This window comes from Streptomyces sp. NPDC008092, assembly GCF_042957285.1.
Taxonomy (GTDB): Bacteria; Actinomycetota; Actinomycetes; order Streptomycetales; family Streptomycetaceae; genus Streptomyces.
Window position 1 is genome coordinate 38,567 of record NZ_JBIBHY010000005.1, and the last position, 23,414, is coordinate 61,980.

23 protein-coding genes are annotated in these 23,414 nt (G+C 70.9%); 6 read left to right on the forward strand and 17 right to left on the reverse strand.

Going from position 1 to position 23,414, the window contains the following annotated elements:
* Positions 1 to 47: 47 nt before the first annotated feature.
* On the forward strand, positions 48 to 1,346 hold the full coding sequence (locus ACFZB3_RS16645) for an LCP family protein (protein ID WP_391375932.1): 1,299 nt from the start codon (positions 48 to 50) through the stop codon (positions 1,344 to 1,346).
* Here ACFZB3_RS16645 and ACFZB3_RS16650 read toward each other — a convergent pair.
* From ACFZB3_RS16650 to ACFZB3_RS16665, 4 genes are all read right to left on the reverse strand, one after another.
* A complete protein-coding gene (locus ACFZB3_RS16650; protein ID WP_391375935.1) occupies positions 1,343 to 2,158 on the reverse strand; it encodes a methyltransferase domain-containing protein in 816 nt (271 codons plus the stop codon). The two genes, ACFZB3_RS16645 and ACFZB3_RS16650, sit on opposite strands and share 4 nt — an antisense overlap.
* A gap of 71 nt (positions 2,159 to 2,229) precedes the next feature.
* Entirely contained in the window at positions 2,230 to 2,595 is a 366-nt protein-coding gene (locus ACFZB3_RS16655; RefSeq protein ID WP_355717395.1) for a four-helix bundle copper-binding protein, read from the reverse strand.
* A 250-nt stretch (positions 2,596 to 2,845) separates the two neighbouring features.
* A complete protein-coding gene (locus ACFZB3_RS16660; protein WP_391375938.1) occupies positions 2,846 to 3,256 on the reverse strand; it encodes a hypothetical protein in 411 nt (136 codons plus the stop codon).
* Between the two features lie 201 nt (positions 3,257 to 3,457).
* Positions 3,458 to 4,615 (reverse strand): acyl-CoA dehydrogenase family protein, encoded by a 1,158-nt coding sequence (locus ACFZB3_RS16665; protein WP_391375941.1) that lies wholly within the window; start codon positions 4,613 to 4,615, stop codon positions 3,458 to 3,460.
* A gap of 178 nt (positions 4,616 to 4,793) precedes the next feature.
* Here ACFZB3_RS16665 and ACFZB3_RS16670 point away from each other — a divergent pair, with 178 nt between their 5' ends.
* Positions 4,794 to 6,137: a nucleotide sugar dehydrogenase gene (locus ACFZB3_RS16670; RefSeq protein ID WP_391375944.1), complete on the forward strand. Its 1,344-nt coding sequence runs from the start codon at positions 4,794 to 4,796 to the stop codon at positions 6,135 to 6,137.
* 156 nt (positions 6,138 to 6,293) lie between these two features.
* On the opposite strand, the gene ACFZB3_RS16675 is transcribed toward ACFZB3_RS16670, so the two are convergent.
* A complete protein-coding gene (locus ACFZB3_RS16675) occupies positions 6,294 to 7,862 on the reverse strand; it encodes a hypothetical protein (RefSeq protein WP_391375947.1) in 1,569 nt (522 codons plus the stop codon).
* A gap of 252 nt (positions 7,863 to 8,114) precedes the next feature.
* Here ACFZB3_RS16675 and ACFZB3_RS16680 point away from each other — a divergent pair, with 252 nt between their 5' ends.
* Entirely contained in the window at positions 8,115 to 8,474 is a 360-nt protein-coding gene (locus ACFZB3_RS16680) for a VOC family protein (RefSeq protein ID WP_391375950.1), read from the forward strand.
* A 13-nt stretch (positions 8,475 to 8,487) separates the two neighbouring features.
* On the forward strand, positions 8,488 to 8,877 hold the full coding sequence (locus tag ACFZB3_RS16685; protein WP_391375953.1) for a VOC family protein: 390 nt from the start codon (positions 8,488 to 8,490) through the stop codon (positions 8,875 to 8,877).
* Here ACFZB3_RS16685 and ACFZB3_RS16690 read toward each other — a convergent pair whose 3' ends face one another.
* The 4 genes from ACFZB3_RS16690 to ACFZB3_RS16705 form a co-directional block, all read right to left on the reverse strand.
* Positions 8,878 to 9,975 (reverse strand): membrane dipeptidase, encoded by a 1,098-nt coding sequence (locus ACFZB3_RS16690; protein WP_391375956.1) that lies wholly within the window; start codon positions 9,973 to 9,975, stop codon positions 8,878 to 8,880. It abuts the gene before it with no gap.
* A 155-nt stretch (positions 9,976 to 10,130) separates the two neighbouring features.
* A complete protein-coding gene (locus tag ACFZB3_RS16695; RefSeq protein WP_391375959.1) occupies positions 10,131 to 11,309 on the reverse strand; it encodes a membrane dipeptidase in 1,179 nt (392 codons plus the stop codon).
* 21 nt (positions 11,310 to 11,330) lie between these two features.
* Entirely contained in the window at positions 11,331 to 11,855 is a 525-nt protein-coding gene (purE, locus tag ACFZB3_RS16700) for a 5-(carboxyamino)imidazole ribonucleotide mutase (RefSeq protein WP_391375962.1), read from the reverse strand.
* Positions 11,852 to 12,991, reverse strand: coding sequence for a 5-(carboxyamino)imidazole ribonucleotide synthase (locus ACFZB3_RS16705; protein WP_391375965.1), 1,140 nt, complete (start codon positions 12,989 to 12,991; stop codon positions 11,852 to 11,854). Before ACFZB3_RS16705 ends, purE begins: the two co-directional genes overlap by 4 nt.
* Before the next feature lie 217 nt (positions 12,992 to 13,208).
* Between ACFZB3_RS16705 and ACFZB3_RS16710 the strand changes: the two genes are divergently transcribed.
* Positions 13,209 to 13,712, forward strand: a complete 504-nt coding sequence (locus tag ACFZB3_RS16710) for a GtrA family protein (RefSeq protein WP_391375969.1) — start codon at positions 13,209 to 13,211, stop codon at positions 13,710 to 13,712.
* 60 nt (positions 13,713 to 13,772) lie between these two features.
* Here the strand turns inward: ACFZB3_RS16710 and ACFZB3_RS16715 are convergent, their stop codons facing one another.
* Both ACFZB3_RS16715 and ACFZB3_RS16720 read right to left on the reverse strand, forming a co-directional pair.
* Positions 13,773 to 15,044: an ATP-binding protein gene (locus ACFZB3_RS16715; RefSeq protein ID WP_391375972.1), complete on the reverse strand. Its 1,272-nt coding sequence runs from the start codon at positions 15,042 to 15,044 to the stop codon at positions 13,773 to 13,775.
* 152 nt (positions 15,045 to 15,196) lie between these two features.
* A complete protein-coding gene (locus tag ACFZB3_RS16720) occupies positions 15,197 to 15,874 on the reverse strand; it encodes a response regulator transcription factor (RefSeq protein ID WP_007382513.1) in 678 nt (225 codons plus the stop codon).
* Positions 15,875 to 16,365: 491 nt separating this feature from the next.
* Between ACFZB3_RS16720 and ACFZB3_RS16725 the strand changes: the two genes are divergently transcribed.
* Positions 16,366 to 17,862 (forward strand): oligopeptide:H+ symporter, encoded by a 1,497-nt coding sequence (locus ACFZB3_RS16725; RefSeq protein WP_391375974.1) that lies wholly within the window; start codon positions 16,366 to 16,368, stop codon positions 17,860 to 17,862.
* 112 nt (positions 17,863 to 17,974) lie between these two features.
* Here the strand turns inward: ACFZB3_RS16725 and ACFZB3_RS16730 are convergent, their stop codons facing one another.
* From ACFZB3_RS16730 to ACFZB3_RS16755, 6 genes are all read right to left on the reverse strand, one after another.
* Positions 17,975 to 19,255, reverse strand: a complete 1,281-nt coding sequence (locus ACFZB3_RS16730; protein ID WP_391375977.1) for a hypothetical protein — start codon at positions 19,253 to 19,255, stop codon at positions 17,975 to 17,977.
* A 2-nt stretch (positions 19,256 to 19,257) separates the two neighbouring features.
* A complete protein-coding gene (locus tag ACFZB3_RS16735) occupies positions 19,258 to 20,352 on the reverse strand; it encodes a hypothetical protein (RefSeq protein ID WP_391376926.1) in 1,095 nt (364 codons plus the stop codon).
* A gap of 2 nt (positions 20,353 to 20,354) precedes the next feature.
* Positions 20,355 to 21,293, reverse strand: coding sequence for a hypothetical protein (locus ACFZB3_RS16740; RefSeq protein ID WP_391375979.1), 939 nt, complete (start codon positions 21,291 to 21,293; stop codon positions 20,355 to 20,357).
* 28 nt (positions 21,294 to 21,321) lie between these two features.
* A complete protein-coding gene (locus ACFZB3_RS16745; protein WP_391375982.1) occupies positions 21,322 to 22,032 on the reverse strand; it encodes an LPXTG cell wall anchor domain-containing protein in 711 nt (236 codons plus the stop codon).
* A gap of 194 nt (positions 22,033 to 22,226) precedes the next feature.
* Positions 22,227 to 22,745 carry an ATP-binding protein gene (locus ACFZB3_RS16750; RefSeq protein ID WP_391375985.1) on the reverse strand — a complete coding sequence of 173 codons (519 nt, stop codon included), beginning with the start codon at positions 22,743 to 22,745 and terminating at the stop codon, positions 22,227 to 22,229.
* 183 nt (positions 22,746 to 22,928) lie between these two features.
* Positions 22,929 to 23,351 (reverse strand): anti-sigma factor antagonist, encoded by a 423-nt coding sequence (locus tag ACFZB3_RS16755; RefSeq protein ID WP_391375987.1) that lies wholly within the window; start codon positions 23,349 to 23,351, stop codon positions 22,929 to 22,931.
* Positions 23,352 to 23,414 lie beyond the last annotated feature (63 nt).

Consider the following 23,414-nt stretch of genomic DNA (forward strand, 5'->3'; position numbering starts at 1 on the left):
CTACGACCCTTGTAAGAGGCACAGTCGCTGCCTGCACACTGGGGCCCATGAACGAATGGCCCGAGGGATGGTCGGACGGCAACCGCGACAACCGATACGGACGCGGTAGCGCAGGCGCGCAGCCTGAGGGCGCCCGCGTGATGCGCCAGGTACGCCGCGGAGAGCCGTCGGCACCGCCGTACGGCGCCCCGCAGCAGGGCGGCGGCGGGTACGCCGGGGTCCCGCAGCAGCCGTCGTACAACAACGGGTACGACGACGGCGGCGGGTACGACGGCTACGACAGCGGCTACAACACCGGCCAGGTCTACGGCGGCGGCCCGGGCGGCGGCGGGCCCGACGGCACGCGGGAGCGCGAGCCGCGGCCTGCTCCCAACTGGCGCAAGCGGATCAAGTGGACGGCGATCGTCGTCCTCAGCGTGGTGATCGTCACGTCGGTGTCGACCTACTTCTGGGCCGACTCCAAGCTGCACCGGGACGTCGACCTGTCGAAGGTGATCGACCGGCCCGCGGCCGGCGACGGCACCAACTACCTGATCGTCGGCTCCGACAGCCGCCAGGGCCTGTCCGACGCGCAGAAGAAGGAGCTGCACACGGGCTCCGCCGAGGGCAAGCGCACGGACTCGATGATGATCCTGCACGTCGGCGACAGCGGCGACACCCTGATCTCGCTGCCGCGTGACTCGAACGTGGAGATCCCGTCGTACCAGGGGTCGACGTCCGGCAAGGTCTACAAGGGCACCGGCCGGCAGACCAAGCTGAACGCGGCGTACGCCGAGGACGGTCCGACCCTGCTGGTCCGCACGGTCGAGTACAACACCGGGCTGCACATCGACCACTACGTCGAGATCGGCTTCGCCGGCTTCGCGAACATCGTGGACGCGGTCGGCGGGGTCACCATCGACATCGACAAGGGCTTCAAGGACAAGTACTCGGGCGCGGACTTCAAGGCGGGCAAGCAGACCCTGAACGGCGAGGAGGCCCTCGCCTTCGTCCGCACCCGGCACGCCTTCGCCGCGTCGGACCTCCAGCGCACCAAGAACCAGCAGAAGTTCCTGGCGGCGCTGGCCCATCAGGTGGCCACCCCGGGGACGATCCTGAACCCCTTCAAGCTCTACCCGACCCTCGGCGCGGGCCTGGACTCCCTCACCGTCGACAAGGACATGAGCCTGTGGGACCTGGGCTCGATGTTCTTCGCGATGAAGGACGTCAACGGCGGCAACGGCGTCTCGATGAACATGCCGATCTCCGGCTCCACCGGCGGCAACCTCGTCTGGGACAAGGCGAAGGTGAAGACCCTGGTCGACGAACTGAACAACGACCAGAAGGTCACCGTGTCCGGCAACTAGGCCGTACCGACGGCGAGCAGCGCCACATGGGGAAGGGCCAGGCGTCCTTCCCCGTCGGCATGTCCGGCGGCGAGCCGCTCGTACGCCCGCCGGATCCGTACGACCGTCGCCGCGTCCTGCGCGGTCACCACCAGGCCGATGGTGGCCACCCCGCCGACGGCACCGCTCCACCACTCGTCCAGCCCGGCACGGTGGTCCCACTCCAGTTCGGTGGCGTGGGCACCGATGAACCCGGCCTCCGTCAGCAGCTCCGCCAGCCCCTCGGCCGAGCGCGCGAAGTCCTCCGCGGGGTCGAGCCGGGGCAGGTACGGCGGCGGTACCGCGCCGCCTTCCGCGCAGGCCCGGCCGAGCAGGTCCTGGCCGGCGCCGCGTCTGGCGCTCCATGTCGTCACGGCGAGCCGCCCTCCCGGGCGCAGGACCCGGCGGAGTTCGGAGAGGGCGGTGCGGGGGCGGCCGACGTGGTTGAGTACGAAGTTTCCGACGACCACGTCGAACTCCCCGTCGGCGAAAGGGAGTTCCGGGAGTACGGCGAGCCGCGCGTCGACGCCGTTCCCGCGGGCCGCGGTCACCATTCCGGCGTCCGCGTCCACCGCGACCACCCGGGCGCCGCGCAGCCGGGCCGCCAGGGCCGCCGTACCCGTGCCCGTGCCGACGTCGAGGAGCCGGGTGCCCGCGGTCACGTCCGCCGCGTCCAGCAGCGGTTCCACGAGGTGGGCGCACAGACGGCCGAAGCTGCCGGCGTAGGCACCCGCCCGGCCCGTCCACATGGCCCGCTCGGCGCTGTCGAAGGCGTCGGAGGTGTCACCGGTCATGGGCCAAGCATGCCGGAGCGTGCGTCGAGGGCACCCCGCCGGGGTGCCCTCGGCACCGGTTCAGCGGGGTGTCACATGGAGACGCCCGCCATCGAGCGGCACATCTCGGCGCAGCGGCGACACGCCTCCGCGCAGCGCTTCATCTGTGGGTCGTCCGGCATGGTCATACACGCCTCGGCACACATGTCGCAGGCCTTGGCGCACATCGCACACATCTCGGGCGAGAGCGGCGAGCGCCGCATCATCATGTCGGCGCACATCCGGGTCATCTCGGAGCAGTCCATCAGCGCGCGCATGATCCGCATGTGGGCGGGGCCGCCCTCCATGGACATGCACGAGCTCATGGTCTCCTCGCACATCGTGTGCGTGGCCATGCACATGTTGACGCATTCCTGCATCTGCTTGGACATGGCCGTCATGGGTCCGGTCTGGGTCATGGCTCCTCCAGGGGAAGGGAAGGGGAAGGGGGCCGGGGCGGACCCCGTGTGGTTCCCGTCCTAAGCCCGACCGTGGGGTAGCGCCATTCGAGACGGACAGGGAAAAGGCACTCCGAGGGACGTCGGCCGACCTCGACAGGCACCCCCGCCTACCTCTGTGACCTGCGCGGACAACCCCGTCACCGCACGTCACGCCAGAGATGTCAGCACGTCCGCCATCAGAGGGCGCTCGGCCGCTCCAGGTGGTCCTTCAGCCGTCGGTGGTCAGAACCTTCACCAGTGCCTCGACAGCGACCGCCGCCTCCGGGGTGGCCAGCACGAGCACCGGATCAGGAGTCCGCAACAGCATTCCGCTCCAGACCCGGAAGACGGCGCCGCCGTCCGCCCCCTCTTTCGCGAAGGAGATGGATCCCGGCAGGTACCTCACGTCGTCGCGCCCTCCGGGCACCCACGGCGCCGGGCCGTCCAGAAACCGGAGGTAGTTGTGACTGGTGGACGGATACCACCGGCTCAACGCACTCGCCCGGGCGGCCAGCACCAGCTCCTCCTCGACAGGAGGCACCCACGAGTCCGTGTCACGCAGCGACGCGTCATGAGCCCGTGCGCACTGCAGCTGCCAGTCCCAGTCGTCGTCCAACGACCATCGGGTGCCCTCTCCCATGCGCCGAGTGTGACCGAACTCCTGAGTGCAGGTAACCCCCGACGGGTCGGAGCCGATCGCAGGCTCCACTCCTCTCGTCGGCTGCGCGGCCGAGGCATCGGAGGCCGCCTGATCCTCGTACGACGACAGCCCCCGGCGTCGCGCCGGGGGCTGTGTTGTCTGTGCAGGTCAGCGAACGGCACCCGACCTGCAGCAACCCTGCTACGGCAGGTTGCGGGCCATCACGATCCGCTGGACCTGGTTGGTGCCCTCGTAGATCTGGGTGATCTTCGCGTCGCGCATCATGCGCTCGACGGGGTAGTCGCGGGTGTAGCCGTAGCCGCCGAGGAGCTGGACGGCGTCCGTGGTGACCTCCATGGCGACGTCGGAGGCGAAGCACTTCGCCGCCGCGCCCTGGAAGGTGAGGTCGGCGTCGCCGCGCTCGGAGGCGGCCGCGGCCTGGTAGGTCAGGGCGCGGGCGGCGGCGATCTTCATGGCCATGTCGGCGAGCATGAACTGGATGCCCTGGAAGTCGGCGATCGGCTTGCCGAACTGCTTGCGCTCCTGGACGTAGCCCTTGGCGTAGTCGAGGGCGCCCTGGGCGACGCCGAGGGCCTGGGCCGCGATGGTGATGCGGGTGTGGTCCAGGGTCTTCATCGCGGTGGCGAAGCCGGTGCCCTCCGCGCCGATCATGCGGTCGGCGGGGATGCGGACGTTGTCGAAGTAGACCTCGCGGGTCGGCGAGCCCTTGATGCCGAGCTTCTTCTCCGGGGCGCCGAAGGAGACGCCCTCGTCGGACTTCTCCACGACGAAGGCGGAGATCCCCTTGGTGCGCTTCTCCGGGTCCGTCACGGCCATCACCGTGTAGTAGTCGGAGACGCCCGCGTTGGTGATCCAGCGCTTCACGCCGTTGAGGACGTAGTGGTCGCCGTCGCGGACCGCCTTCGTCTTCATGCCGCCGGCGTCGGATCCGGCCTCCGGCTCGGAGAGGCAGTACGAGAACATCGCGTCGCCCTTGGCCAGCGGCGTGAGGTACCTCTTCTTCAGGTCCTCGGAGCCGGAGAGGATCACCGGGAGCGAGCCCAGCTTGTTCACGGCCGGGATGAGGGAGGAGGAGACGCAGGCACGGGCGACCTCTTCGATCACGATGACCGTGGCGAGCGCGTCGGCGCCGGCGCCGCCGTACTCCTCGGGCACGTGCACGGCGTGCAGGTCGTTGGCGACCAGGGCGTCGAGCGCCTCCTGCGGGAAGCGGGCCTCCTCGTCCACCGCGGCGGCGTACGGGGCGATCTTCGCCTCGACCAGCGCGCGGACGACGTCCCGGAGCATGTCGTGCTCCTCGGACGGGCGGTACAGGTCGAAGTCAGCCGATCCGGCCAAGGTCTCTCACTCCAGACACTACGGTGCCGACGCTAATTACTGTTAAGTAACTCAAAGTTTAGAGCGCAGCCCACGGAACGGTGACGTGAGGTACGCGACAGCGGGAAAGTTGCCCGCAAGGGGGCCCGGTTATGCTCGGCCCCGCAGCAGCACCAACGTCCCCGAGCTGGAGCATTCCATGAGCCTCAAGATCACTGTGATCGGCACCGGCTACCTCGGCGCCACGCATGCCGCGGCCATGGCGGAGCTCGGCTTCGAGGTGCTCGGGCTCGACGTCGTACCCGAGAAGATCGCGATGCTGGAGCGCGGCGAGACCCCGATGTACGAGCCGGGTCTCGACGAGCTGCTGCGCCGGCACGTGGCGGGCTTCGAGGGCTCCTCCGGGCGGCTGCGCTTCACCACCGACTGGGCCGAGGTGGGCGCGTTCGGCGACGTCCACTTCGTCTGCGTGAACACCCCGCAGAAGCACGGCGAGTACGCCTGCGACATGTCGTACGTCGACTCCGCGATCGCCTCGCTGGCCCCGCACCTGACCGGGCCCGCGCTCGTCGTCGGCAAGTCGACCGTGCCGGTCGGCTCGGCCGAGCGGCTGGCAACCTACCTCGCCGGGCACGCGCCCGCCGGTGCGGATGCCGAGCTGGCCTGGAACCCGGAGTTCCTGCGCGAGGGCTTCGCCGTCCAGGACACGCTGCACCCCGACCGGATCGTGGTCGGCGTGCGCAGCGAGCGGGCCGAGAAGCTGCTGCGCGAGGTGTACGCGACGCCGGTCGGCGAGGGTACGCCGTTCGTGGTGACCGACTTCCCGACGGCCGAGCTGGTGAAGACGTCCGCGAACTCCTTCCTCGCGACCAAGATCTCCTTCATCAACGCCATGGCCGAGGTGTGCGAGGCCGCGGGCGGCGACGTCGCGAGGCTCGCGGAGGCGATCGGGTACGACGACCGGATCGGGAAGAAGTTCCTGCGCGCCGGGATCGGGTTCGGCGGCGGCTGCCTGCCGAAGGACATCCGCGCCTTCATGGCCCGTGCGGGTGAGCTGGGCGCCGACCAGGCGCTGACCTTCCTGCGCGAGATCGACTCCATCAACATGCGGCGCCGGGGGCAGATGGTCGAGATGGCCCGGGACGCGCTCGGCGGCGGGTCCTTCCTGGGGAAGCGGGTCGCGGTGCTCGGCGCGACGTTCAAGCCGGACTCGGACGACGTCCGGGACTCGCCGGCGCTGAACGTCGCCGGGCAGATCCATCTGCAGGGCGGCCAGGTGACGGTGTACGACCCGAAGGGGATGGCCAACGCACGGCGGCTGTTCCCGACGCTCGGCTACGCGGAGACCGCGCGGGAGGCCGTGCGGGGGGCGCATGTCGTGCTCCATCTGACGGAGTGGCGGGAGTTTCGGGAGCTGGACCCGGCGGCGCTGGGAGAGGCGGCCACGGAGAAGGTGATCCTCGACGGACGGAACGCGCTGGATCCCGGGATCTGGCGGCGGGCCGGGTGGACGTACCGCGCGATGGGACGTCCGACCGCGTAGGGCCGCTCGACGACACCGGTTCGGCCGAGGCTCAGTCGGCCGAACCGGTGTCTTGTTGCATTCTGCACCACGCGGCACGTGTGTATCCGGTGAACGGGCCGCGCCGTACCGGTCCTTGGCCCGGTACGACCGCCTCGAGATCCCCTACGCCCGGCCCTAGGGGGCGAGGAACTCGGCGAGCGGGAAGGAGCGGTGGCGGCGCGGTGGGACCAGGTAGTTCTGCCGGTGGGTCGTGTTCAGGACCGAGTTGATGCCGGCGTGGGGGCTGCGCGGTGCGACGGGGAGGGTCATGTCGGGATAGTGGCCGTCCATGGCGAGCCGGACGATGTTGAAGATCCCGATCGTCGGCTGGAACTGGATGAAGTGCAACCCGGCCGCCGGTTTCGAGCTGTAGTGGTCCGCCGCCGGATCGGACGTGTAGTGGAACGGGTTGTCCAGCGTGTCGAAGTCGCCGCGCACGGGGATGGTCGTCCCCGCGGGATAGCTCTTGCCGTAGTTGCTGGTCTCCTGCGCCGTGGTGCTGTCCACCTCGGCCATGCTCCCGGTGTGGCCGAAGGAGTGGTAGCGGTCGACGCCCTTCGCCACCTCGGCCTCGGTCGGCCCCGGCGGCTGGAGGGCATAGGTGCCCGGCGCGGGAGCGGGCGTCAGGCCCGGCTGGAGCATGGCCTGGACGCGGTCCGCGTACTGGGGGAAGTTCTTCTCGTACCAGGTCTCCAGGTTCTGGAAAAGGTGCGAGAGATGCATGGTGGTGCCCTGTTTGAAGTAGCCGTCGGGCCACTGGTCGGTGAAACCGGGCAGGGTTTCGAGATTCGCGATGTTGTCGGGCCCCATGTTCGACACCAGGGTGGTGGCGAAGCCCAGGAAACCTTGGGCCTGCCGGGGAATCGACTCGGCACCCGGGATGTTCGCCGCCAGCGCCAGCTTGCTCGGCAGGCCCTGCCGCCCGTAGAAACCGCCCCCGGAGAAGCCCTGGCGGATACTCGTCACCTTGAAAAGGCTGCCCGCCTGGTTGCTTCTGGAGCCGAAGACCGCGTCGGAGGCCGCCTTGATGTTGGCGAGCGTGTCACTGCGGAGCAGCACCGCCACGTCGTTCTGTTCCAGGCGGACCGGCCCGAATCCGGGCGGAGGCTGGTCGCTGGGGAACGTCCTGGCCTCCTGCAGCGCACGGACGGTACGGCCCTCCGTCTTGGACGTCATCAGGTCGACCGGCAGATAGGCCGGATAGCGTGTCCCCGCCTTGAAGAATTCCGACCCCTTGCCCAGGGTCGGGATGTACTGGTGGAAATAGGGAAGTCCCCAGGCCACCGTGATGCCCACTCCCGTGGGAGTGGGCGGGAACTCGCGTTCCAGACCCAGGAGCGCGGACTCCAGCTGGTGCTGCGCCTCCTGCAGCGCCTTGGCGTTCGACGCGACATTCAGCCTCGCGGTGACGACGTGGTCGTGCAGGGCCGGTACCCGGACCGCGATCGTGCCCTTGCTGCTCTGCACGGCCGAGTCGTCGACCATGACGACCTGCTCGTTCTGCAGGAGGTACTGCTCCTGGACGGGCGGGCCGTCGGAGGCGGTCGGGCGGTCCGGCGGTTCCGCGATCGCATCGATCATCTTGTAGATGCCGACGGATGCCAGCGCGGCACCGAAGGTGCCCGCCGTCCCCTGGAGAAGAAGCCGCCTGTTCAGGGCTCGGCGCGGTCCGCCCGCACGCTCATCTTCGTTGCCGTCTGTCATTGAATTTCCAACCCGTCCGAACGGCCGTTATTCAGGGGACCAGGGGGTGAAACGGCAGATAAGGGCTGAATCGCCGCCGCGATACAACCACGCGGAGAGCGGGCCACCGAAGCCAACACGCCGCCCCGGTCAGCGCGGCCGGCCCCGTTCGGATCGGGCCCGCCGAATCACCGGTGGACCCGGCGACGACTGAAGAGCCTCCCGTCTGGTTAGGAAGTCCTGGAGGCAACTCCCCACTTCGAGGAGGAAGTCATGGCTCTCGCCAAGCTCGGTGTCGTCGTGCTGGACTGCCCCGACCCGTCCGCGCTGGCCGCCTTCTACGCCGGCGTGCTGGGCGGCGGTGCCGAGGGGGACGAGGACTGGGTGGACCTGGCGGTGCCCGGCGGGCAGACGCTGGCGTTCCAGAGGGCCCCCGGATTCGTGGCGCCGCGGTGGCCCTCGCCCGACGGTTCGCAGCAGTTCCACCTGGACCTGGTGGTGGACGACCTGGACGCGGCCGAGAAGGGGGTGCTGGAGCTGGGCGCGAAGCCGCTGGACACGGCGGACCGGGAGCGCACCTTCCGGGTGTACGCCGACCCGGCGGGGCACCCGTTCTGTCTCTGCGCCTGCTGACCGAGGAGGATCCATGGCGTCCGTCGCGCGTCTGCGCAACGTGGTGATCGACTGTCCCGACCCGCACGCGCTGGCCGCCTTCTACGCGGCCGTCGCCGGCGGCACCCTGGTGGCCGAGGAGGACGACTGGGTCGTGCTGCGCCTGCCGGACGGGCTGCGGCTGGGCTTCCAGCTCGCGGAGGGGTACACCCCGCCCGAGTGGCCGCGCGCCGACCACGGCTCCCAGCAGTTCCATCTCGACTTCGACGCCGGGCCGGCCTGGGCGGACGTCGACGCGGCCGAGCAGAAGGTGCTGGCCCTCGGGGCCCGGCTGCTGCGGCGGGAGAAGGACCAGGTCACGGAGGACTTCCGGGTGTTCGCCGATCCGGCCGGCCACCCGTTCTGCCTGTGCCGGATCGACTGATCAGGCCTCGGTGTCGGCCGGGCGGGGCGGGGTCGGTTCCCTGCGGCGCTGGGTCGCACGGGCGGTGAAGTCGGCGCTGCGCAGGGCCCGCTGCACGTTTCCCCAGGTCAGCAGGGACAGCTCGGTCTCCGACCAGCCGCGTCGGAGCAGCTCGGCGATCAGGTGGGGGTAGCCGGAGGTGTCGTCGAGGTCGCGGGGATGGGCGGCGCCGGAGTCGTAGGTGCCGGACAGCGCGACGCACTCGGGGCCCGCGACCATCCGGACGTGGTCGAGGTGGTCGGCGACGTCCGGGACGGTCGGCCCGGTCTGTTCCGCGGCCAGCGGCACCATGCACACGCCCTTGTGCTCCCCCAGCTGCCCGAGCAGCTCGTCGGAGAGGTTCGCGGGGTGCGGGCGTACGGCCGCGGCGGCGGAGCGGGTGCACAGGACCGGGGTCTTGGAGAGCGCCAGCGTCCGGGCGAGGGCGGCCTCCGGGGCGCCGGACAGGTCGGCGAGCACCCCGAGCCGGTTCATCTCCCGGACCACCTCCTCGCCGAACCGGGTCAGCCCCTCCGCCCCGGCCCAGACGGCGCCGGCCAGGGACAGCACGCGCAGCCCCAGGGACTGCAGGACCCGCAGGATGCCGAGGGAGTCGTCGATGGCGGCGGCGGAGGCCGGGCCGAGGACGACGGCGACCCGGCCGCAGTTGCGGGCGTCGATGACCTGCCCGGCGGTGCGCACCAGGCGGAGCCCCTCCGGGTGCATCTCGACCACCCGGCGCACCAGGTCCAGCTGCTCCAGGGTGGCCCCCACGGCCCGCACGCCCCACTCCCGCGCCGGCAGGTCCAGCGACCAGAACAGCGCGCCCACGTGCCCCTCGCGCAGCCGGGGCACGTCCGTGTCCACCGCCGTCTCGCCCAGCTCCAGGTCGTACCAGGGCAGCGCCCCGAGCGCCCGGGGCAGCCCGCAGTAGCCGTCCGCGACCGGATGCGCCTCCAGCAGCGCGTGGGCCCGCTCCAGGAACGCGGTGCCGGACTCCATCGGGAACGGGTCGTCCGGGAGGAAGTCCTCCCTGCCGACCTCGGTCGTGGTGTGGATGTCGTGCTGGAGGTCGGCCATGAAGGGCTCCGTACGTCGCGTGACCTACGTCGTGAAGGGGCTGTAGCCCACCGTCGCACGGCCGCCCGGGAGGGTTCCTGGTGGATGGGGCGTTCGGGGGTACGGCCCGAACGCCCACGTACTCCGCGCGGCGCTCGGGGGCCGCCCGCTGCCGTTCAGCCGTCGAGCTCGGCGATGGTCGCGTGGGACGGTCCCCGCGTCTCCTGGAGGCCGCGGGCCACGTCCTCCGCGGCCCCCAGCACCCGGACCGCGTTCTGCCAGGTCAGCTTGGCCAGGTCGGACCGGGACCAGCCGCGGTCCAGCAGCTCGGCGACGAGGTTGGGGTAGCCGGAGACGTCGTCGAGGCCGTCGGGGGTGAAGGCGGTGCCGTCGTAGTCGCCGCCGATGCCGAGGTGGTCGATGCCGGCGGCCTCGCGCATGTGGTCGAGGTGGTCGGCGACCGTGGCGGTGGTGGCGACCGGGCGGGGGTGGCTCTCCTCGAAGGCCCGGTGGATCTTCATCGCGTCCTCGGTGGTGTCGAGGTGGTGGAAGCCGTGGGCGCGCATGTTGTCGTCGGCCGCCGCCGTCCAGTCGACCGCCGCCTGGAGCACGAACTTCGGCACGAACGTCACCATCGCCATGCCGCCGTTGCCGGGGAGGCGTTCGAGGACGTCGTCCGGGATGTTGCGGGGGTGGTCGCAGACGGCCCGGGAGGAGGAGTGGGAGAAGATCACCGGGGCGGTGCTGGTGTCGAGGGCGGCGCGCATGGTCGTGGCCGCCACGTGGGAGAGGTCGACCAGCATGCCGAGGCGGTTCATCTCCCGCACGACCTCGCGGCCGAAGGCCGACAGGCCGCCGACGTTCGGCTCGTCGGTCGCCGAGTCCGCCCAGTCGTTGTTGTCGTTGTGGGTGAGCGTCATGTAGCGCACGCCCAGCTCGTACAGGCCGCGCAGGGTGCCCAGCGAGTTGTCGATGGAGTGGCCGCCCTCCGCCCCCATGAGCGAGGCGATACGGCCTTCCGCGCGCGCCGCCTCCATGTCCGCGGCGGTCAGCGCGGCCCGCAGGTCGGCCGGGTAACGGGCGATCAGCTGCCGTACGCAGTCGATCTGTTCGAGGGTCGCCGGGACCGCGCCCGGCAGGTCCGAGCGGACGTACACCGACCAGTACTGCGCACCCACCCCGCCCTCGCGCAGACGCGGGATGTCGGTGTGCAGATGCGTGTTCTGGTGGGTGGCGATGTCACGGGCGTCGAGGTCGTAGCGGACCTGCTCGCGCAGTGCGTACGGCAGGTCGTTGTGGCCGTCGACGACCGGGAACTCGCGCAGCAGGGACCGGGCTTCGTCGAGAGAGGTCATTGCGTATTGCTTCCCGGAGTCCTACTTGCCGAAGCCGAAGCCGTTCGACCCACCGTCGACCTTGGCCCGCAGCCGCTTGCCCTTCTCGGTGGCCTGGTCGTTGAGGTCCTGCTGGAAGTCGCGCATCTTCTGCAGCAGGTCCTCGTCGTGCGCGGCGAGGATCCGGGCGGCCAGCAGGCCCGCGTTGCGGGCACCGGCGACGGAGACCGCGGCGACCGGGACACCGGCCGGCATCTGCACGATGGACAGGAGGCTGTCCATGCCGTCGAGGTACTTCAGCGGGACGGGTACGCCGATGACCGGGAGGGGGGTGACGGAGGCGAGCATGCCGGGCAGGTGGGCGGCACCGCCCGCGCCCGCGATGATCACCTTGAGGCCGCGCTCGGCGGCCTGCTCGCCGTACGTCACCATCTCGCGCGGCATGCGGTGCGCGGAGACGACGTCCACCTCGTACGCGATCTCGAACTCGTCGAGGGCCTGGGCCGCGGCCTCCATGACGGGCCAGTCGGAGTCCGAACCCATGACGATGCCAACAACGGGGCTCATTCTGTGATCGTGCCTCTCAGGTAGCCGGCAGCGTGACGTGCGCGGTCGAGAACGTCGTCCAGGTCGTCGCCGTAGGTGTTGACGTGACCGACCTTGCGGCCGGGCTTCACGTCCTTGCCGTACATGTGGATCTTCAGTTTGGGGTCGCGGGCCATGCAGTGCAGGTACGCGGAGTACATGTCCGGGTAGTCGCCGCCCAGGACGTTGACCATGACCGTCCACTTGGCGCGCGGCCGCGGGTCGCCCAGGGGCAGGTCTAGGACGGCGCGGACGTGGTTGGCGAACTGGCTGGTGATCGCGCCGTCCTGGCTCCAGTGGCCGGAGTTGTGCGGGCGCATCGCCAGTTCGTTGACGAGGATGCGGCCGTCGCGGGTCTGGAACAGCTCGACGGCCAGGTGGCCGACCACGCCCAGCTCCTTGGCGATCCGCAGGGCCATCTCCTCGGCCTGCAGCGCGAGGGACTCGTCGAGGTCGGGGGCGGGCGCGATGACCGTGTCGCAGACGCCGTTCACCTGCTGGGACTCGACCACCGGGTAGGCGACCGCCTGGCCGTGCGGGGAGCGTACGACGTTGGCGGCGAGCTCGCGGACGTAGTCGACCTTCTCCTCGGCGAGGACGGGCACGCCGGCCCGGAAGGGGTCGGCGGCCTCCTCGGCCGTCTCGACGACCCACACGCCCTTGCCGTCGTAGCCGCCGCGCACGGTCTTCAGGACGACGGGGAAGCCGTCGCCCTCGGCCGCGAACCGGACCACGTCCTCCTGGTCGGTCACGATCCGGTGCCGCGGACACGGCACGCCGATCGCGTCGAGCTTCGCCCGCATCACGCCCTTGTCCTGGGCGTGCACCAGCGCGTCCGGACCGGGGCGCACGGGGACGCCGTCCGCCTCCAGGGCCCGCAGGTGCTCGGTCGGCACGTGCTCGTGGTCGAAGGTGATCACGTCGCAGCCGCGCGCGAACGCGCGCAGCGTCTCCAGGTCGCGGTAGTCGCCGATGACGACATCGCTCACCACCTGGGCCGCGGAATCCTGGGGGGTGTCACTGAGGAGCTTGAACCTGATGCCCAGCGGGATGCCTGCCTCGTGCGTCATACGCGCGAGCTGACCCCCGCCGACCATGCCGACTACCGGGAACGTCACGCCCCTAGGGTATCGGCCGCGCCGGGGTGGCCGGTTTCCGCGCCCGCGACCTGGGCTCTTACCCGACGCTTCGACGCCTCTTGCCCCGCTTTTCCCGCGCGTTTCCGCAGCTCTTCCCAAGCCTTTCCCGACCTGTGTCGCCATCCACAGCCATCGGAGATACTGGGTCGTTAGAGTGGCTGGGTCGCAATACCTACGGACAGGAGCCCGCACAACCATGGAACGTGGTTCCTCGGGGCTGCAACGGCTCGTACGCGAGGTCGCCAAATTCGGCGCGGTCGGCGGGGCCGGCATTCTCGTCAATCTCGGCGTCTTCAACCTGGTCCGGCACGTCACCGACCTGCCGGTGGTGCGGGCGAGCGTCATAGCGACGGTCGTCGCGATCGTCTTCAACTACCTCGGCTTCCGCTACTGGACGTACCGGGACCGCGAGAAGAGCGGCCGCACCAAGGAACTCACCCTGTTCCTGCTGTTCAGCGCGGTCGGCCTGGTCATCGAGAACGGGCTGCTGTACCTGGCCACCTACGGCTTCGGCTGGGACAGCCCGCTGCAGAGCAACGTCTTCAAGTTCGTCGGCATCGGCGTGGCGACGCTGTTCCGCTTCTGGTCGTACCGCACGTGGGTGTTCAAGGCGCTGCCGGCGCGTGAGGCGGTCGCCGACGCGGAGGCCATCCTGGAGCGGGCGGCCGACACCGAGAAGCCCGCGCAGCGGGTTCGGTAGGCGGTAGGACATCCCCCGGCAGGCCCCTGGCAAGCCCCCGGGCAGGCCTCCCGGCAGGTCCTAGCGGACCATCGGCAGGTCGTCGTCCGGCTTGTGCGGCGGCGGGGTGCGGGACAGGAACAGGCCGAACACCGGCGGCTGGGCCTGCAGCAGCTCCAGCCGGCCTCCGTCGGCCTCCGCGAGGTCACGTGCGACGGCCAGCCCGATCCCGGTGGAGTTGCGGCCGCTGATGGTCCGCTCGAAGATGCGGTTGCCCAGGTCGGCGGGGACGCCGGCGCCCTCGTCGGTCACCTCGACCACCGCCTGGTTGCCGGTGACCCGGGTGCGCAGGGCGACGGTGCCGCCCCCGTGCATCAGCGAGTTCTCGATCAGCGCGGCCAGCACCTGCGCCACCGCGCCCGGCGTGCCGACCGCGCGCAGGTGCCGCTTGCCGGAGCTGACGATCGCCCGGCCCGAGCTGCGGTAGGCGGGCCGCCACTCGGCGAGCTGCTGCTGGATGACCTCGTCCAGGTCGAAGGAGACGGCGGAGCCGGTACGCGGGTCCCGGGAGTTCGTCAGCAGCCGCTCCACGACGTCCGTGAGCCGCTCCACCTGCGTGAGCGCCACGTTCGCCTCCTCCTTCACGATGTCCGGGTCGTCGGTGAGGGTGATCTCCTCCAGCCGCATGGACAGCGCGGTCAGGGGCGTGCGCAGCTGGTGGGAGGCGTCGGCGGCGAGGCGCCGCTCGGCGGTGAGCATCCGCCCGATCCGCTCGGCGGAGGAGTCCAGCACATCGGCGACCCGGTCCAGCTCGGGTACGCCGTACCGCTTGTGCCGGGGCCGCGGGTCACCGGACCCCAGCCGCTCGGCGGTCTCCGCGAGGTCGGTGAGCGGGGAGGCGAGCCGGTTGGCCTGCCGGATGGCGAGCAGCACGGCGGCGATCACGGCGAGCAGCGCGACGGCCCCGATGATCAGCAGCGTACGGCCGACCTCCCGGGTCACCGTCGACCGCGGCTCCTGGACGGTGACCGTCTCGCCTTCCTCACCGTCGGCCGTGTAGTGGATGACATCGCCCTCGGGCCTGACCCCGAGCTCGATCGGCGCCTTGCCGGGGATCCGGATGACGGCGTACTGGTCCTTGCCGACCTGGCTCCGCAGTATCGCGGCGGTGACGTCCTCGTCCCCGAGGATCCGGCTGTCGACGATGCTCGCGAGGCGGAGCGCCTCGGAGTCGACGCGTTCCTGGGCGCTGTTGCTGATGGTCCGGCTCTCGACGATCACCAGGGAGACCCCGAACACGGCGATGACGACGAGCACGACGGCGAGGGTGGACTGAATCAGACGACGACGCACGACACTCTCCGGGAAACGGCCACATCAGCGCCCCGAAAGGAGCGCGGGACGCTATCGATATGCGGCTGCCGCCGCGGGGCGCGACCAGCCCACTGCGACGGCCCGTCGCGCACACCACACCAGCCACCCACGGCGCAACGCGCGTAGCCGATCTAGCTCTTCTCGAACCGGAACCCGACACCACGCACGGTAGCGATGTACCGGGGGTTCGCCGCGTCGTCGCCGAGCTTCTTGCGCAGCCACGAGATGTGCATGTCGAGCGTCTTGGTCGACGACCACCAGGTCGTGTCCCAGACCTCCCGCATCAGCTGGTCCCGCGTGACGACCCGCCCCGCGTCCCGCACCAGCACCCGCAGCAGGTCGAACTCCTTCGCGGTGAGCTGGAGTTCCTCGTCGCCCATCCACGCCCGGTGCGACTCGACGTCGATCCGCACACCGTGCGTGGCCGGCGGCTGCGCCGGCTCCGCGGCGCCGCGCCGCAGCAGCGCCCGCACCCGGGCGAGCAGTTCGGCGAGGCGGAACGGCTTGGTGACGTAGTCGTCGGCGCCCGCGTCGAGGCCGACGACGGTGTCCACCTCGTCGGCCCGCGCGGTCAGGATGAGGATCGGCACGGCGTGGCCCTCGGCACGCAGCCGGCGCGCCACCTCCAGGCCGTCCATGCCGGGCAGCCCGAGGTCCAGCACGACCAGGTCGATGCCGCCCTGCATTCCGGCGTCGAGCGCGGTGGGTCCGTCCTCGCGCACCTCGACCTCGTAACCTTCCCGGCGCAGTGCGCGGGCCAGCGGCTCCGAGATGGACGCGTCGTCCTCGGCGAGCAGTACACGGGTCATGGGGTGATGGTAGTCCGATTACGCGCAGTACTGGAGTGTGATCGGCACCAGGGATTCTTACCTTGGGGCACAGTGGTACGAACCTATGGGCGAGAGGTGCGATCGTAGGAGGGACCTTCGAAACCGGGTGCGAGGTTCCACCGACACCTGTGATCCCTGTCTCAAGTCCTTCCATATCCGGCAGTGTCCTGACGTACAGTGACGTGAACGCCTGTAGTACACCCGGTGACCTTTGGTGGGAATGTCGCACTGAAGGTCTCTTTTGTGTGCGGGCTGGCCTGGCCAGCCTTGAAAGGAATGACCTCTGGCCGGGCTCCGGACGCGACACAGCGTCACGGGGCGTGGATCCCGGTGGTCGCCGTCCGCCGCTCCGTGATCCGGAGCGGACTCCCCCTGGGCGTGGGGTGGACGGTCCGACCCGCCGGTGCCGGCCGCTCCCCCCACGGGCGCGCACAGCCCCACCGCGCGCTCCGACCAGCAAGGAACGACCCATGGCGTCCAGCCTGACGAAGGACTCGGTCCGACCGGGCACCCCCGGTTCCGAGAAGACCTTCTTCGGCCACCCCCGCGGACTGGCCACTCTCTTCATGACCGAGATGTGGGAGCGGTTCTCCTACTACGGCATGAAGGCCCTGCTCCCGCTGTACCTGGTCGCTCCCGGCGGCCTGCACATGACCGCGGCCACGGCGACGGCGATCTACTCCGTGTACCTGTCGCTCGTGTACCTGCTCGCCCTGCCGGGCGGCTGGTTCGCCGACCGTGTGCTCGGCCCCCGCAAGACGGTCGCCGTCGCGGGCACGATCATCATGCTCGGCCACCTGACGCTGGCGCTGCCCAGCGCCGGCACCTTCTTCGCGGGTCTCGGCCTGGTCGCCATAGGTTCCGGTCTGCTGAAGGCCAACATCTCCACGATGGTCGGCCACCTGTACGAGGGCCCGGACGACCCGCGCCGTGACGGTGGCTTCACGCTCTTCTACATCGGCATCAACGTGGGCGCGTTCGCCGCGCCGCTGGTCATCGGCACGGTCGGCGAGAACTACAACTGGCACCTGGGCTTCGCCCTCGCCGCGGTCGGCATGGCCCTGGGTCTCGCCCAGTTCCTGCTCGGCACCCGCCACCTGAACTCGCGCTCGGACATCGTCCCGACGCCGCTGTCCGCCGCGGAGAAGAAGGCGACGCTGACGAAGGCCGGCTTCTGGGCCGCCGTCGCCGCGGTCTTCTACGTCGTCGTGGGTGTCTCCGGCGTCTACACGCTGAACTGGCTGCTGGTCCCGATCACGATCGCCGGTCTGGTGATCCCGGTCTTCGTCATCGCCCGCATCAAGCGCGACAAGGACCTGGACCGCGCCGAGCAGTCCAAGATGAGCGCGTACATCTGGTTCTTCGTGGCCGCCGCCGTCTTCTGGATGATCTACGACCAGGGCGGTTCGACCGTCTCCCTGTTCGCCGACGCGTCCGCGAAGAACACGATCTTCGGCTGGAACTTCCCGGTCTCCTGGTACCAGTCCGTCAACCCGGTCATGATCATGGCGTTCGCGCCGGTGTTCGCCTGGGCGTGGCTGGCGATGGCGCGGCGCGGCAAGGAGCCGAGCACGGCCGTGAAGTTCGCCGGTGGCCTGGTGCTGATCGGTGCGTCGTTCTTCCTGTTCCTCGCGCCGCTGTCGATCGCCGACGGCGGTCACAAGGCCGCGGCGATGTGGCTGGTCGGGATCTACTTCGTGCAGACCGTGGGCGAGCTGATGCTGTCCCCGGTGGGTCTGTCCGTGACGACCAAGATGGCGCCGGCGAAGTACGCGTCCCAGATGATGGGTGTGTGGTTCCTGGCGGTCACCGCGGGTGACGCGACGACCGGTCTGCTGTCCATCGCGGGTGTCGACCTGAACAAGACGGGGATCGTGGCGTTCCAGGCGGCGCTCGCGGTGCTTGCCGGTGCGGCTGTGTGGATGTACCGGAAGAAGGTACGCGAGCTCATGGGCGACGTTCACTAGCGTCTTCGACAGAGGGCCACCGGGATTCTGGATTCCGGTGGCCCTCTTGCGTTTTCGGCTGTCCGCTGTATGTGGCTGGTCGCGCAGTTTCTCCCCCAGCGCCCCTAGGGAATCAGCGCGTCCTCTTCCGAGGCATGAACGTGAAGACCGCGCCGCCCAGCAGGATCGCGGTGCCCGCCACCAGGCCCAGCGCCTTCAGTGCGCCGTTGCTGCTGTCGCCGGTCTCCGCGAGGCCGCCGCTGCTGCTCGAACCGCTCGTCGAACCCGATGCCCCGCTCGCCTGTTCCGTCGTGTCCAGGGTCAGCGAGACCGCGGTCTTCGTCGGCGTGCACGTCGTCGTCGTACCGAGTGCCGTGACCGTCAGGACGCCCGGCGACAGGGTCGACTCGCCGCTCGCCCCCGGCTTGTAGGTGCCCGTCAGGTCGGGGATCGTGATCGGGTCGCCGGTCTTGATGGCCGCGGAGTTGGTCGGGCCCTCCACATGGACCGTGCCCTTGTCGGCGCCGCCCAGGACAACCTCCATCGACGGCTTCACCGAGTCCGCCGGGATGGGGGCGGGGCTGTCCATCACCGACCCGTTGAACTTCACGGTGAGGTCGAAACTGCCGCCGTTCTTCTTGGCGTTGATCTGCACCGGCGAGGTCGCGCTCTTGTCGCCGAGGGGCGTCTTGCAGGCGTAGGGGATCTTGACCTCCTTGCCGGTGAAGTCGGTCTGGTCGCTGCCCGTGCCGTCGGAAGCGGACGCGGAGGCCGACGCCGAGTCGGAGGGGCTCGCCGAGCCCGACGGGGACGCCGAGCCGGTGTCCGAGGGCGAGGCCGAGCCGCTCGACGAACCGTTCCCGGCCGTCACCTCGATGGTCGCCGCCTTCGGCACCGTCTCCGTCGGGGTGCACACGGTGTCCGTCGTGTACGCGTTGACCGTGTACGCGTCCGGCGTGAGCGTCACCTCGCCGGGCGAGGTCAGTTTCAGCGTGCCGGTCATGTCGGACAGCACCATGTCGCCGCCCTTGGGGATCTCCGGGTTCTCGCGCGGCCCCTGCATGGCGATGTCGGCGGTCTGGGCCCCGGCCGCCTTGAGCGTGCCGGACGGCTGGACCTGGTCCTTGCCGATGACGACGATGTCCGGGTTCTTGGACGCGGCCTGCACGAACTTCCAGGTGATGTCGACGGTGTCGCCGACCTTCGCCGCGGCGGGCGCGGTGATCTCGACCTTGGTGGTCCCGTCGATCGGGTCCGCGACCCCGGCGGGCGGTACGCAGTGGGTGGCGTACGACACCTCGGCCGCCTGGGCGGTCCCCGCAGCCGTGCCGAGCAGGGCGCCCGCCCCGGCGAGGACCAGGGCGGCCGCCGCCGCGCCCGCTCTGGCCGGTACCGGTGTCACTCTCCTTCGCATGATCACGTCGGTCCTTTCGTCGTCGGAGTCGTGGGACTCGCGGAGCTGTCGTCGTGCGGTGCGGAGAGCCGGCCGGCCGTCGCGCCCGGAGCGGAGTCCGGGGTGAACCACGGCAGGGTCGAGGTGGTGGTCGTCGCCGGGGGCGCGGGCTCCGGGGCGCGCAGGCGCGGCACGCGGAGGACCGGACGGGGCACTCCCCGGTGCCGGATGCCGCCGGCGCGGGGCGGCCGGACCCGGTCCACCACCGCCATGCCGATGCGGAAGACCGCCGCCGGTACGACCACGCAGAGCAGGAGCCAGAAGAGGGTCACGCCCCACGGGCGGCCGACGCCCCAGGGCTGCTCGGCGAGGATCTTGCCGTCGTACCTGAGGGAGACGGCGTAGTCGCCGTGTGCCCCGGCGGAGAGTTCGACGGGCAGTTTGACCTGCGCCTTCTTGCCGGGCGCGAGGGTGCCGTGCCACTGCTGCTCGTCCCACTGGGGGGCGAACACGCCGTGCGCGGTGCCGACCTGGAAGACGGGGTCCTTCAGGGTGGAGGTGCCCGCGTTGCCGATGGTGAAGACGAGGGTGCGGGACGGGGGTGCCCCGAACCAGGTCAGCAGGCCCGAAGAGCCGTCGAGGCGGGTGTCGGTGAGCATCGACAGACGGCCGCCGGTGGACTCGGCGGGCAGCGCCTTGACCGGGTGGCCGGCGACCTGGAAGGCGGCGTCCGCGTCGGCGCCGGCACCGGTCACGGTGGCCACGTGCACCACGCAGGGGCAGGGGACCGGCGGTTCGGCGACCGGGAGCTGCTTGCTGAAGGCGCCGTCCGCGTCGGTGGTGACGGCCCGTCCGTCGGCGTTGGCGCAGGAGTTGGTGCCGCCGATCACGCCCCGGGACGGACTGGACTGGCCGCAGACCAGCATCATCAGCAGGGTGTGCGGCCGCCAGCCGGTGCCGCTGACGGTGACCGAACCGCCGGTGCCGGCCTGGGACTCGGAGACCTTGACGGCCGGCCCGCCGGCGGCCGTCGCCAGGGGCGCGAGGAGCAGCGAGAACACCGCCGCCAGCGCCGCCAGCGCCGCCAGCACGGGGACCGGTCCCGGGACCGCACGCACCCTCACCTCACTGCTCCCGTCAACTCGACGTCCGTGTCCCTGTCCGTGTCCCTGTCCCTGTCCGTGTACGTATCCGTGGGCGGGGGTTCGGCCGGCCGGCCGGCGCGCCGTCTGCGCAGCCGTACGACCGTCACGGCGGCCCCGGCCGTGAGCGCGCCCGCGGTCCCCGCGACCGCGCCCCACGGCACGAACCGCGCCTCGGTGCCGGCCGTGTCGTGCGCGCCGTCCGCCGCCGTCGCCGTCAGGCGGATGTCGACCGCGTCCAGGGCGGGGCGGCCGGGCCAGGGCTCGCTGAGTCCGGTGCGGGTGCCCGGGGCGAGGCGGACCGGGAGGGTGCGCGCGGCCCGGTCCAGGAGGACCCGGCCGAAGAGGCCTCGGGCGCGCACCGCCAGCTTCGGCACGAGCACGGTCGTACCCCGGTTGACCAGGTCGTACGTGATGCGGTCACCGTGGACGGCGACGTGTTCGACGGTCAGCGCGGAGAGCGCGGGGCCGCCGACGTGCAGGCGGATGCGGGCGGTGGCGGTGCGGCCGTCGGCGTCCTTCGCGAGGAGCGTGCCGGAGCGGTCGCCGGGGGCCGCGCCCGCCGGGACGGTCATGGTGAAGGGGACGTCGGCGCGGGTGCGTGCGGGGACCCGGACGGTCGGCTCGGCGAAGGTGACGGGGACGCCGGTGCCGGTGCCGGTGCCGGTGCCGGTGCCGGTCAGCCGTACCGTGACGGGGTGGCTGCCGGAGTTGGTCACCGACACGGTGTCCTGGAGGACCGTCCCGGGGGCGCCCTCGGCGTAGAAGGAGGGGCGGCCGTCGCCCGCGGGCGCGAGGGACCAGCCCTCGGCGGCCGACGCGCGCGGGGCGGTGGCGAGCAGGGTCAGCGCGGCGAGGCCGAGGACACCGGCGGCGGACCGGGCGGCTGGCCGGGCGGCGGACTGGGCGGACGGCATGGGCGGCTCCAGCGGTCGGACCCGGAGGTCAGCGGCGTACGGTCTGGTTCCGCCGGGTCAGCCAGAGGGTGCCGGCCGCGCCCGCGAGGAGCACGGTGCCGCCGAGGGTGCCGAGGGCGACGAACGAGTCCTCGGGACCGGTCTTCGGGAGGGTGCCTCCGGAGTCGGTGCCGGTGCTGCCGGACGACGACGATCCGGAACTGCCGGAACTGCTCGAACCGCCGCCCGCCGCGGTCACGTCCAGGGTCAGGGACGGGCCGGGGCTGTTGGTGGGGGTGCAGGTGGTCGTCGTACCGAGCGCCTTGATGGTGAGCGTGCCCGCCGTGAACGTCACCTTGCCGGACTTCTCCGGGGTGTACGTGCCGCTCAAGTCGTTGATCTTGATGGGGGTGTTGGCGGGGATCGCGGCCTGGTTGGCGGAGCCGGTGACGTTCAGGGTGCCGCTGTCGGCGCCGCCGAGCTTGATGGTGGCGCTCGGGTTCATCGCGCCCTTGCCGAGTTCGACGGGGCTGGAGGAGACGCCCTTCTGCCAGGACATCGTGATCTTGTAGCCGCTGCCGCTCTTGACGCCCGTGATGTCGATCGGGGAGACGGCGCTCTTGTCCCCGATCGGCGTCTTGCAGTGGTAGTTGACGTTGACGACGGTGGCGTGCGCCGCGGGGGCGGCGAGCAGCACCGCCGATCCGGCCAGGGCGGCGGCGGACGCGAGCACGGCGGTACGTTTCGGGTACGACGACACGGTCGGTCCACCCCATTCGTTACTGACGAGGTATCAGATTCGGCCGTCAAGGTACGCCGGGGCCCATGAGGAGGGAAGAGAAAGGGCGTGGCGGAAGTGTGGGGATGCCAAAGCGCCCCGTAAGGGGCGCGGGGAACTGCCCGAGCAACCACTCACAACCCGCATCCGCGAACCGGCACCGGGCGGCACCCCCCTTACGCCGGCGCCCCCAGCTCTGCCCACACCGTCTTCCCGGCCGCCCCCGGCGTCCGCACAACTCCCCAGTCCAGACACAGCCGTTGCACGATGAACATCCCGTGCCCCCCAGGCCGCCCCGCCCGGTGCGGCGTCCGCGGCGCCGGCTGCCCGGCCCCCCGGTCGGACACCTCCACCCGGATCACCTTCCGGTCGCAGGCCAGGAACAGCTCGTCCGGCCCCTCCGCATGCAGGCACGCGTTCGTGACCAGCTCGGAGACGACGAGCAGCACGTCCTCGGCGGCGGCCCTGCGGTCGGCCGTCGCGGCCGGCAGCCACCCCCACGCGTGCAGTGCCTCGCGGGCGAAATCGCGGGCGAGCGGTACGACCCCGCTCTCGCCGTGAAGGCGCAGTCTGCGGACCTGACGACCCCCCGTCGAGGCCGGCAGCTCGTCGGACGCCGCCTCCCCTGACATCCCCGAAGCACCGCTGGGCTCCGGGCCGCGGTCGCCCGGCGGGTAAGGCCGAGTGGTGCTCATCAGCGCTTCACCTCACCGATTCACCGGTTCACTTGGAAAACTTCGTGTTGCTGCGGTTCGTGTCGCCGGCCGGCGTGATCGGCTCGGTCAGGGCCGGGCCGGGCGGCGACAGATCCAGAATCTCTCCTGCCCGAGCGATCCACGGGAACACCCCCCGGTTCCGGACGCCGGGCCGGCCGGGGCTCAGCCCTCGCCGCCGGTCGCGCCGGCGGTGCCGGCCCCGCCGCCCCTGCCGTCGTCGTCGGCCAGTGCCGCAGCGACGGAGTCGTGGACGGTGAAGACCGCCTCGGCGCCGGTGATCTCGAAGACCCGGGCGACGACGGGCAGCATTCCGGCGAGGTGCACCCCACCCCCGGCGGCCTCGGCCCGCAGCCGGGCACCGAGCAGCACGTTCAGCCCGGTGGAGTCGCAGAACTCAAGGCGTGAGCAGTCGACGACGAGGCGCGAGAACCCCTTGTCGAGGAGATCGTCGAGCGGTTCGCGCAACAGGTCGGCGGTGTGGTGGTCGAGCTCACCCGCCGGAACCAGGACGGCGCTGGGGCCCTCTTCCCGCACCTCCACCAGCAGCCGGCCCGACTGTGCGCTGCCGACCGTCCCGTGGTCCATTGCCGTCTCTCTCCCGAGGTCGTGACCGCTTCCGCCACCGTCCGACCGTTGTCCGACGATGCC